Raw genomic sequence first — 9,998 nt, 5'->3', positions numbered from 1 at the left:
CGCCGAAGGCCGCACCACCAGAGAAATCACCCGCTGCCTCAAGCGCTACATCGCCCGACAGCTCTACCGAACCATCACCACCCACCACCGCACCCCTTGACAACCCCCACTCACAGATCGGCGCGGGGAGAGGTGGGGGTTATCCAACGGCTTCGGCCACCGGGCGGGTCGCGCCCGGCGAGCATGGGGGCATGGACTCCGCGCTCGACCTGCTCCGACAGCTGGTCGCCTCACCGTGGGTGTACCTGCTGATCTTCGGGCTCACGGCGGTCGACGCGTTCTTTCCGGCCGTACCCGGCGAGGCGGCCGTCATCACCGCCGCCGTGCTCTCCACCAGCGGAAATCCCAAGCTGGCGGCGGTGATCGGCGCCGCCGCGCTGGGCGCCTGCGCCGGTGACCACGTCTCGTACGCCATCGGGCGCGGTGGCGGCGCGAGACGCCTCGCCGGGTTTCCCGACGGCAGCCGCCGACGAGCCAGCTCGGAGTGGGCCCGGCGCGCGCTGAACCGGCGCGGCGGGCTGATCCTGACCACCTCCCGGTACCTGCCGGGCGGGCGGACGGCCGTCACCCTCACCATGGGCGCGGTGCGCTATTCCCGCCGGTCGTTCCTGCTGTACGACGCGATTGCAACGGTCACCTGGGCCCTGTACTGCGGGTTGCTCGGCTACTTCGGTGGGCTGGCCTTCGAACGGCACCCCGTCAAGGGCGTCCTCGCCGGGATCGGCCTGTCGGTGATCGTCACGCTGGGCATCGAGGGCGTCCGTTGGCTGCGCCACCGGGCGCGCCAGCGCGCCGCCACCACCAGCACCACCGACCGGGCCGGATCGACCTGACACCCGTCACAGCAGGTCGGCGTCGTACACCAGGATGGCCAACTGCACACGGTTGCCCGCGTGGAGTTTCGCCAGCGCCCGGCTGACGTGTGCCTTGACGGTGGCCTCGCTCATCGTCAGCCGCCGGGCGATCTCCGCGTTGCCGTGCCCGCACGCCACCTCCCGGACGATCGCCAGCTCCCGCTCGGTCAGCGGTGCGAGCCGCTCACGGGCCGCGTCCCGGCGGGCCGGGCCACGCTCGGCGAACGAGCTGATCAGACGCCGGGTCACCGTCGGGGCGAGCATCGCGTTGCCGGCGGCCACCGTACGGACGGCGGCGGCCAACTCCCGGGGCGGAGTGTCCTTGAGCAGGAAGCCGACAGCGCCGGCCCGCAGCGCGCGGTGCACGTACTCGTCGAGGTCGAAGGTGGTCAACATGATCACCTTTGGGCCGGCGGCGACGACGTCGGGCGCTGCGGTCAGCCCGTCGACGCCCGGCATCCGCACGTCGAGCAGCACCACGTCGGGGCGTAACCGCTGGGCCTGCTCCAGCGCGCCGGCGCCGTCCGCCGCCTCTCCGACGACAGTGATGTCCTCCGCCGCCTCAAGGATCAGCCGCAGCCCGGCCCGGACCAGCTGCTCGTCGTCGACCACCACCACCCGGATCACGCCGCACCCGCCAGCGGGATCAGAGCCCGGACCAGGAAGCCGCCGTCCACCGGAGCTGCCTCCAACCGGCCGCCGAGCAGCTCCACCCGCTCACGCAGCCCGAGCAGCCCCTGCCCGGCACCCGGCAGCGCCGACCCGCCCTCGGACGGGCCGTTGCGGACCAGCACCTCCAGCCCGTCGGGCAGGTAGCGCAGGCAGACCGTCGTCTCGGCGTCGGCCGCGTGTTTGCGCACGTTGGTCAGCGCCTCACGGACCACCCGGTACGCGGTACGCCCCAGCGTCGCCGGCAGTGCCGTCGGCACACCCTCGTCCTGCCGGGACACCCGCAGTCCGGCGGCACGGGACTCCCCGATCAACTCGTCCAACGTGTCGAGCCCCCGCTCCGGCGTCACGGCCGGGCCGGCCTGGCGCAGCACACCCAGCACCTCGCGCAGGTCGGTGAGCGCCTGCCTGCCGGTCGTCCGGATCAGCGCGGCGGCCTCGACGGTCGCCGGGTCCACGGCGGTCACCTCCAGCGCCCCGGCATGCACCACCATCAACGAGACCCGGTGTGCCACCACGTCGTGCATCTCCCGGGCGATCCGGGTCCGCTCCTCGGCACGGACCCGGTCGGCGCGGGCCTCCTGCTCGCGTTCCAGCCGCTCGGCCCGGTCCCGCAGAGCGGCGAGCGTGTCCTGACGGGCCCGCACCCAGAGGCCGAAGACCAACGGAAGCCCCACCAGGCAGGCGGCGAGCAGCAGCACGTTGCCGGTGCTGGCGGTGGTGATCCGGCGTACGCCACCCACCGCCAGCCCGACCAGCACCCCGCCGGTCAGCACCAGGGCCGCACCGGCGAGGTAACCGGCGAGTTGGCGACCGCGCAACCGCAGACCCGCCTGGTACGAGGCCAGCACCCCGGCGGCCGCCGCGGCGAGCACCAACCAGCCGACCGCCGCGGCCAGGAACAACGGCCAGCGGCGGGTCCGGACCGTACCGGCGGCCCATGCCGAGCCCAGTGCGATCAGCAGCACGACCACGCTCGGCAGCGGCGAGTGGACCCCGATGTCACCGGTCGCGCTGGCCCACACGGCCGCGGCGACCAGGACGGCGAGCAGCGGCGGGGCGTACCGATGGACGACCCGCCGGAGGGCGACGGCGTTGGAGGCCACGCAGCGAGCCTAGGGCTCAGCCGACGTGTCGGGCCGCCCCACAGCGCCGTACCGGGGGGAGGTGGGGGATGACCCCGATGCACAGTCCGGGCCGGCCGCTACCTAAGTAGTGCCGCCCACCTGACCACTGGCCGATGTCGGGAGCCGCCGCGCCGACCAGCATCGGGATCATGGATCTGCTCGACCTGCTGCACGACACGATGTCCTCACCCTGGGTGTACCTGGCGATCTTCGCGATCGCGGTGCTCGACGGCTTCTTCCCGGTGGTGCCGAGCGAGACGGCGGTGATCACCGCAGGGGTGTTCGCGGCCTCCGGAGCGCCGTACCTGCCGGCGGTGATTCTGGTGGCAGCCGCCGGGGCGCTGGTCGGCGACCACGTCTCGTACGCCATCGGGCGGGGTGGCGGCACCCGGCTGCTCGACCGGCTGCCCCCCGACGGTCGACGCCGAGGCGCCATCGACCGGGCCCGTCGGGGGATCGCCACCCGGGGCGGTCTGATCCTCACCGTGGCCCGCTACGTTCCGGGCGGCCGGACCGCTGTCACCCTCACCATGGGCGCGGTGCGCTATCCACGGCGACGGTTCCTGGCCTTCGACGCGCTGGCCGCCAGCTCGTGGGGGCTCTACTCGGCGCTGGTCGGCTACGTCGGCGGGCTGGCCTTCGAGCAGGACCCGCTGCGCGGTCTCCTGCTCGGTCTGGGCCTCGCCCTGACGGTGACGGTGGTCGTCGAGGTGGTCCGCTGGCTCCGCAACCGCCGCCGTACGGCGCGGGTCGGCGAGCCGGGCACCGACGCCGTTCCCGCCGGGGCCGTCAGTCGGCCGGCGGACGCCAGGTGACGCCGTGCAGCAGTTGGGCGGCACCGAGCCAGGCCACGTTCATCATCCGGGTGGCAGTCTTCTCCGGCTCCGCGTCCGGGTGGTCCGCGAGCCAGTCGGCCAACGACTCGGTCGCGCCGACCAGGGCGTACGCGACGACCTCCAGGTCGATGGCGGCGATCTCGCGGCCATCGGCGCGCAGCGCGTGGTCGAGCATTCCGGCGACCACCTCGACCAGCCGGGCCCGCATGGTGGCCAACTCGCCGGCGAACGGCTGCTCGCCCCGGGCCTGCCGGTAGAGCACCGCCCAGCCGTCCCGATGGGCGCCCACGAAGCCGAAGAACGCCCTCAGCCCGCGCCAGAGCCGCTCGTCGGCCGGCAGGTCGGGAGCCGCCGCCCCGGCGATGGCCTGCATCATCCGGGTGCCCTCCCGGTGCAGGCAAGCGACGAAGAGCTCCTCCTTGGTGCCGAGGTACGCGTACACCATGGGTTTGGAGATGCCGGCGTCCTCGGCGATCTCGTCCATGCTGGCGGCGTGGAAGCCACGTCGGGAGAAGACCTTGACGGCCGCGTCGAGCATCTGCTGCTCGCGGACGGCGCGAGGCAGGCGCTTGAAGGCGGGGACGCTGGACACCTTGCGAGCATACCTACTCGTGCGTAGGGTTACGCGCGAGTAGCCAATCTTCCGGAAGGCGCACCTGATGACTGACTTCGACCCGGCCACCTTCGCCAACGTGGGCCCCCAGGAGTTCGCCCAGCTGGTCAAGTCCACCCCGGACGACAAGATCGCCCAGGTGATGTCCGGCGACCTGCGCGACAAGGTCCTGGGCGAGGTGTTCGGCCGGATGCCGTCGCTGTTCCGCGCGGACCGGGCCGGTTCCACAAACGCGGTCATCCACTGGATCATCACCGGTCGCCCCGACGGCGGCAGCGACACCTACGAGGTGGTCATCGCCGACGGCACCTGCGTCGTGAACGAGACCCCGCAGCACGACCCGAAGCTGAGCCTCACCATGGGCCCGGTCGAGTTCCTGAAGATCGTCTCCGGTGGCGCCAACCCGGTGATGATGTTCATGACCGGCAAGTTGAAGGCGAAGGGCGACCTCGGCCTCGCCGCCAACATCGCCAACCTGTTCGACATCCCCAAGGCCTGACATGGCTGAGTTCTCGCTCGACCTGAACGAGGAACAGCGGGATCTACGCGACTGGGTGCACGGCTTCGCCGCCGAGGTCGTGCGCCCAGCCGCCGCCGAGTGGGACGAGCGCGAGGACACCCCCTGGCCGGTGATCCAGGAAGCCGCCAAAGTCGGCCTCTACGGCTTCGAGTTCCTCGCCACCTGCTGGGCCGACCCCACCGGGCTCTCCCTGCCGATCGCCAGCGAAGAACTGTTCTGGGGTGACGCCGGCATCGGCATGAGCATCTTCGGCACCTCACTCGCCGTCGCCGCCATCTACGGCGCCGGCACCCCCGACCAGATGGTCGAGTGGGTGCCGCAGTGCTTCGGCGACGTCGACTCGCCAGCCGTCGCCGCCTTCTGCACCAGCGAGCCGGAAGCCGGCTCCGACGTCGGCGCGATGCGCACCCGGGCCGTCTACGACGAGGCCACCGACGAGTGGGTGCTCACCGGCCAGAAGGCGTACGCCACCAACGGCGGAATCGCCGGAGTGCACGTGGTCACCGCCTCCGTCGACCCCGCGCTCGGCTCCCGGGGTCAGGCGGCGTTCGTCGTACCGCCGGGCACCCCCGGCCTGGCCGCCACCCGCAAGCTGCGCAAACTCGGCCTCCGCGCGTCACACACCGCCGACGTCTTCCTCGACGGGGTCCGCGTACCCGGCCGCTGCCTGCTCGGCGGTCGAGACGCCCTGCTGGAACGACTCGACCGTGCCCGCTCCGGTCAGCGAGCCACCGGGCAGGCCGCGATGCGCACCTTCGAGCTGTCCCGACCCACCGTCGGCGCCCAGGCGCTCGGCGTGGCCCGGGCCGCCTACGAGTACGCCCTCGACTACGCGAAGGACCGGGTCCAGTTCGGACGCCCGATCATCGAGAACCAGGCGGTAGCGTTCGCGCTGGCCGACATGCGGATGGAGATCGACGCGGCGCGGCTGCTGGTCTGGCGGGCCTCGTGGATGGGCCGCAACAACCGCCCGTTCACCGCGGGCGAAGGATCGATGTCCAAGCTCAAGGCCGGCGAAGTGGCCGTTTCGGTCACCGAGAAGGCAGTGCAACTGCTCGGCGGGGCCGGCTTCCTGCGTGACCACCCGGTCGAGCGCTGGTACCGGGACGCCAAGATCTACACCATCTTCGAGGGCACCTCGGAAATCCAACGACTGGTCATCTCCCGGGCGATCTCCGGGATGCAGATCCGCTGACCGCCGTCGGCCCGACCCCTCCTCGACCAGGGTCGGGCCGACGGTGGCCCGGATTCCACGATCTGTGCCGTCTTTGTCACCCCACGCCGACGCCAACTGGGCCTTCAGCCGCGCCCAGTGCATGATCAAGGAAAGAAGCCCTGATGGACGGGCGGGCCGACGCCCCGTCCGCGCACCACCCGAGGAGGTCTGCGGCATGGACCTGCCGTTCATCGTTGCCACGCTGACCCGTCGCGGGCTGCTCACCCCCGGCAGCCCGGTCCGGGTCGCCTCGCAGCTCAACGCGTTGCGCACGTGGGGGTGGAGCCTGGCAGGCGAGCTACGCCAAGCAGCCGCCCGGGACCCGGGCCGACCCGCCGTCATCGACGAGAACGGCGTCGAGCTGACCTACCACGACCTGCTCGACCGGGCCGAACGGATGGCCCGCTCGATGCGGGCCGGGCTCGGCGTACAGGCCGGCGACCGGATCGGCGTGCTCTGCCGCAACCACCACGGACTGATCGAGACGATCGTCGCCGCCACCCTGCTCGGCGTCGACGCGGTACTTGTCAACACCGGGCTCAGCGCCGCCCAGCTGGGCACCGTCGCCGAGGAACAGCGGCTGCGGCTCCTCGTGCACGACGACGAGTTCGCCGAGCGGGTCCTCGGCCTCCCCGCCGAGCTGTCCCGGCTCGACGAACGCGCCCGCGAGGAATTGGTGGCCGGGGCACTGCCGGGTGACCTCCACCCGCCCGAGCGCGACGGCCGGATCATCGTCCTTACCTCCGGCACCACCGGTACGCCCAAGGGCGCTCGCCGACCGACGCCCAGCGGCTTCGGTCCACTGGTGTCCATCATCGACCGCATCCCCCTGCACGCCCGGGACCGGGTGATGATCGCCGCGCCGATCTTCCACACCTGGGGATTCGCCGCCCTCCAGGTCTGCCTGGCACTACGAGCCACCATCGTGCTGCACCGCCGCTTCGACCCGGCCGCCACGCTCGCCGCCCTGAGCACGCACCGGTGCGACGCTCTCTTCGCCGTACCGGTGATGCTGCAACGGCTGCTGGAGGTGCCCCCGCCGGACCCGCGCCCCCCGCTCACTGTCGTCGCAGTGAGCGGCTCCGCCCTGCCCGGCGGGCTGGCCCCGAAGTTCATGGACGTCTACGGAGACGTCCTCTACAACCTCTACGGGTCCACCGAGGTCTCCTGGGCCTCCATCGCCGGCCCGCAGGACCTGCGTCAGGCACCCACCACCGCCGGTCGTCCCCCGCACGGCACCCGGCTGGAACTGCTCGACGACGACGGCCAACCCGTACCGGACGGACGGGTCGGGCGGATCCTCGTCGGCAACGAGATGCTCTTCGAGGGCTACACCTCAGGCGCCAACCGGGAAACCCACGACGGCCTGCTCGACACCGGCGACCTCGGCCGGCTCAACGCCGACGGGCTGCTCTTCGTCGACGGGCGGGCCGACGACATGATCGTCTCTGGCGGCGAGAACGTCTTCCCGTCCGAGGTGGAGGACCTGCTCGCGCAACTGCCACAGGTCCGCGAGGCGGCCGTGATCGGCGTGCCCGACCCCGAGTACGGCCAGCGCCTCTCCGCGTTCCTCGCCCTGCACCCCGGCGAGACCCTCGACCCCGAGGCGGTCCGCGAGTACGTCCGGCACTTCCTGGCCCGGTTCAGCGTCCCCCGGGACGTGATCTTCGTGAAGTACCTGCCTCGCAACGCCACCGGCAAGGTGCTCACCCGAGAACTGCGCCGCTACTACGGCTGACGGGCGGGGAGGCGCGGCGGCTGGTGCGTGCCCGCCGGGTCGAGGTCGGTGTTCAGCCGGGAATCGTGATCCGATCCTCGATCGCGGCGGCGGCGATGTCGGTGCGGTGCTGCGAGCCGGCCAACTCCACCCCGTCCACCAGCGCGTACGCGGCGTCCCGCGCGGCGGCCAGGTCGGCGCCGGTGGCCGTACCGCAGAGGACCCGGCCGCCGGCGGAGAGCAACGCGCCGTCGCTGGCCCGACGGGCGGTGCCCGCGTGGATGATGCCCGGACGGTCCGCACCGGTGATCACGTCGCCGGTGCGCGGCGCGGCCGGATAACCCGCCGAGGCGAGCACCACGGTCACGGCGCTGCCGTCGCGCCACCGCAGCGGCGGATGCTCGGCCAACGAGCCGGTGGCCGCCGCGTGCAGCAGCCCACCCAACGGGGTCTCCAGCAACGCGAGCACCACCTGGGTCTCCGGGTCACCGAAGCGCGCGTTGAACTCGATCACCCGAGGGCCGGCGGCGGTGATCGCGAGCCCGACGTAGAGCAGGCCGGCGAACGGGGTGCCCCGGCGACGCATCTCCGCGAGCGTCGGGTGGACCACATCGCGCATCACGTCGTCGACCAGGCCGGACGGGGCCCAGGCCAGTGGCGCGTACGCCCCCATGCCACCGGTGTTCGGCCCGGTGTCGCCGTCGCCGAGCCGCTTGAAGTCCTGTGCCGGCACCAGCGGCAGCGCCGCCTCGCCGTCGGTGACCACGAAGAGGCTGACCTCCGGGCCGTCGAGGAACTCCTCGACCACGACACGTCCACACTCGTCCGCGTGTGCCAACGCGGCGGCCCGGTCGTCGGTCACCACCACGCCCTTGCCGGCGGCGAGCCCGTCGTCCTTCACCACGTACGGCGCGCCGAACTCGTCCAGCGCCCGGGCGGTGCTCTCCTCGTCCGTGCAGACGTACGCCCGGGCGGTCGGCACGCCGGCGGCGGTCATCACGTCCTTGGCGAACGCCTTGGAGCCCTCCAACTGCGCGGCCGCACCGGATGGACCGAACACGGCGATGCCCTTGGCGCGTACCGCATCGGCGACCCCGGCGACAAGTGGCGCCTCGGGCCCGACCACCACCAGGTCAGCCGCCACCTCCACGGCCAACGCCGCCACCGCGGCCGGATCTGTCGGAGTGACCGCTCGCAGCTCAGCCACGCTGGCGATCCCCGGATTACCCGGCGCCGCAACAAGCGCGGAAACCCCAGGATCGTCCGTCAACCCAAGCGCAAGCGCGTGCTCCCGCCCGCCACCACCCACCAAAAGAACCCGCACGCCCGAGATCCTACTGTCCCCCTCCACCTCGCCCGCCCCCGTAGGGCCTCGGTGATCAAGAGGTTTGCGTCAGCGGTGGACTCGTTCTTGACGGAAACCTCTTGATCACCTTCGTTGGGCGACCGCGACTGCGATCGCTTGGCGGACCGTTTGGGGGATGTAGGTGGGGTGGAGGGTGTCCTGCCAGGTGAAACGGAGGATGGTCCAGCCAGCGTTGACCAGGCGGTTCTGGCGACGGCGGTCGGCGTAGGCGGCCTCCGGAGTGCCATGCGCGTCTCGGCCGTCCGCTTCGGCAATCAGCCTTGGGCCGCGCCAGCCCAGGTCGCCAATGCCGAGCAGATAGCCGTCATCGTCGCGCACTTCCAACTGCAGCGTGTCCGGCGGCACCCGGCCGTCCACGCACCGCAGCCGGCTACGCGTCTCCAGCGGCGACTGCGCCCGCCCGTCCGCCTCGGCGAGGCAGGCGCGTGCCATGACCGCGCCCCGACGTCCCCGGATCAGGCTCGGAATGGCCGCCAGATGTGCCGGATCGATGCGACCCTGGTTCAGAGCTGAGTCGAGGACCGAGACCGCTGGATAACGATCAACCCGAAGGATGACGTCCGAGACGGTGCGAAGCGGAGAGGTCGCCGGGATGCCCGCAACCTGGACGATGTCGCCGGGGCCGACGGTCACCTGATGCACCGTCAACCACGGCACCAGTGAGCGCTGGGGTCGGGGTCGATCGACTGGCACCGAGACGTGGACCTGTGCTGTCCGGCGAAGACCCGCGATGCCGTGCAACTCCAACGCGGAGTCCAGAACAGCGAAGGCGCCTGGGCCGAGGCTCATGACCGCAGCGCGGATTCGCGCCCGCCGACGCGTCGAATCACTCAACTCCGCTTCTGGAACGAAGCACCCACGGAGAAGCCGCTGCCACCTGCCGGACCGGTGCAACTGTCGGATCTGGTCCCTGGTCAGGCCGGCACGCAATGCCTGGCCCAGGGTGACCATGCCGTCCTGCCCGGCCGCAATGTGGTGAAGAAGTTGATGTGCACCCACACCCACACCCTGCCCACCCACCCCACTCGAACGAAGCCCCTGTGGACAACCCTCGAGCCCCTGTGGATAACCCCACAGTCC

10 protein-coding genes and 1 pseudogene are annotated in these 9,998 nt (G+C 71.8%); 5 read left to right on the top strand and 6 right to left on the bottom strand.

What is annotated here, in order from left to right; genetic code table 11:
• Positions 1-191 precede the first annotated feature (191 nt).
• Positions 192-833: a DedA family protein gene (locus KBX08_RS31490; protein ID WP_210787412.1), complete on the top strand. Its 642-nt coding sequence runs from the start codon at positions 192-194 to the stop codon at positions 831-833.
• A gap of 6 nt (positions 834-839) precedes the next feature.
• On the opposite strand, the gene KBX08_RS31485 is transcribed toward KBX08_RS31490, so the two are convergent.
• Together KBX08_RS31485 and KBX08_RS34820 are read right to left on the bottom strand one after the other, a co-directional pair.
• Positions 840-1,481, bottom strand: coding sequence for a response regulator transcription factor (locus tag KBX08_RS31485; protein ID WP_210787411.1), 642 nt, complete (start codon positions 1,479-1,481; stop codon positions 840-842).
• Entirely contained in the window at positions 1,478-2,629 is a 1,152-nt protein-coding gene (locus KBX08_RS34820; protein ID WP_210787410.1) for a sensor histidine kinase, read from the bottom strand. Before KBX08_RS34820 ends, KBX08_RS31485 begins: the two co-directional genes overlap by 4 nt.
• Before the next feature lie 167 nt (positions 2,630-2,796).
• On the opposite strand from KBX08_RS34820, the gene KBX08_RS31475 reads away from it, so the two are divergent.
• Entirely contained in the window at positions 2,797-3,465 is a 669-nt protein-coding gene (locus tag KBX08_RS31475; RefSeq protein ID WP_210787413.1) for a DedA family protein, read from the top strand.
• On the opposite strand, the gene KBX08_RS31470 is transcribed toward KBX08_RS31475, so the two are convergent.
• The gene (locus KBX08_RS31470; RefSeq protein ID WP_210787409.1) at positions 3,440-4,078 is read right to left on the bottom strand and encodes a TetR/AcrR family transcriptional regulator; all 639 of its coding nucleotides are present in this window, start codon (positions 4,076-4,078) and stop codon (positions 3,440-3,442) included. The two genes, KBX08_RS31475 and KBX08_RS31470, sit on opposite strands and share 26 nt — an antisense overlap.
• A gap of 67 nt (positions 4,079-4,145) precedes the next feature.
• Between KBX08_RS31470 and KBX08_RS31465 the strand changes: the two genes are divergently transcribed.
• The 3 genes from KBX08_RS31465 to KBX08_RS31455 all read left to right on the top strand — a co-directional run bounded on the left by KBX08_RS31465 (position 4,146) and on the right by KBX08_RS31455 (position 7,573).
• Complete coding sequence (locus tag KBX08_RS31465) at positions 4,146-4,598, top strand: SCP2 sterol-binding domain-containing protein (protein WP_210787408.1); 453 nt, start codon at positions 4,146-4,148, stop codon at positions 4,596-4,598.
• A 1-nt stretch (position 4,599) separates the two neighbouring features.
• Positions 4,600-5,814 carry an acyl-CoA dehydrogenase family protein gene (locus KBX08_RS31460; RefSeq protein ID WP_210787407.1) on the top strand — a complete coding sequence of 405 codons (1,215 nt, stop codon included), beginning with the start codon at positions 4,600-4,602 and terminating at the stop codon, positions 5,812-5,814.
• 196 nt (positions 5,815-6,010) lie between these two features.
• Positions 6,011-7,573 (top strand): AMP-binding protein, encoded by a 1,563-nt coding sequence (locus tag KBX08_RS31455; protein WP_210787406.1) that lies wholly within the window; start codon positions 6,011-6,013, stop codon positions 7,571-7,573.
• 52 nt (positions 7,574-7,625) lie between these two features.
• Here KBX08_RS31455 and purD read toward each other — a convergent pair whose 3' ends face one another.
• The 3 genes and pseudogenes from purD to KBX08_RS34960 form a co-directional block, all read right to left on the bottom strand.
• Positions 7,626-8,876, bottom strand: a complete 1,251-nt coding sequence (gene purD, locus KBX08_RS31450) for a phosphoribosylamine--glycine ligase (RefSeq protein WP_210787405.1) — start codon at positions 8,874-8,876, stop codon at positions 7,626-7,628.
• A gap of 105 nt (positions 8,877-8,981) precedes the next feature.
• Complete coding sequence (locus tag KBX08_RS34195; RefSeq protein ID WP_238689268.1) at positions 8,982-9,551, bottom strand: endonuclease domain-containing protein; 570 nt, start codon at positions 9,549-9,551, stop codon at positions 8,982-8,984.
• A gap of 273 nt (positions 9,552-9,824) precedes the next feature.
• Positions 9,825-9,869: pseudogene (locus KBX08_RS34960) on the bottom strand (hypothetical protein); the annotation flags it as partial.
• Positions 9,870-9,998 lie beyond the last annotated feature (129 nt).

The organism is Micromonospora sp. H61 (assembly GCF_018070325.1).
GTDB classification, from domain to species: domain Bacteria; phylum Actinomycetota; class Actinomycetes; order Mycobacteriales; family Micromonosporaceae; genus Micromonospora; species Micromonospora salmantinae.
This window is presented reverse-complemented; position numbering and strand designations above follow the sequence as displayed.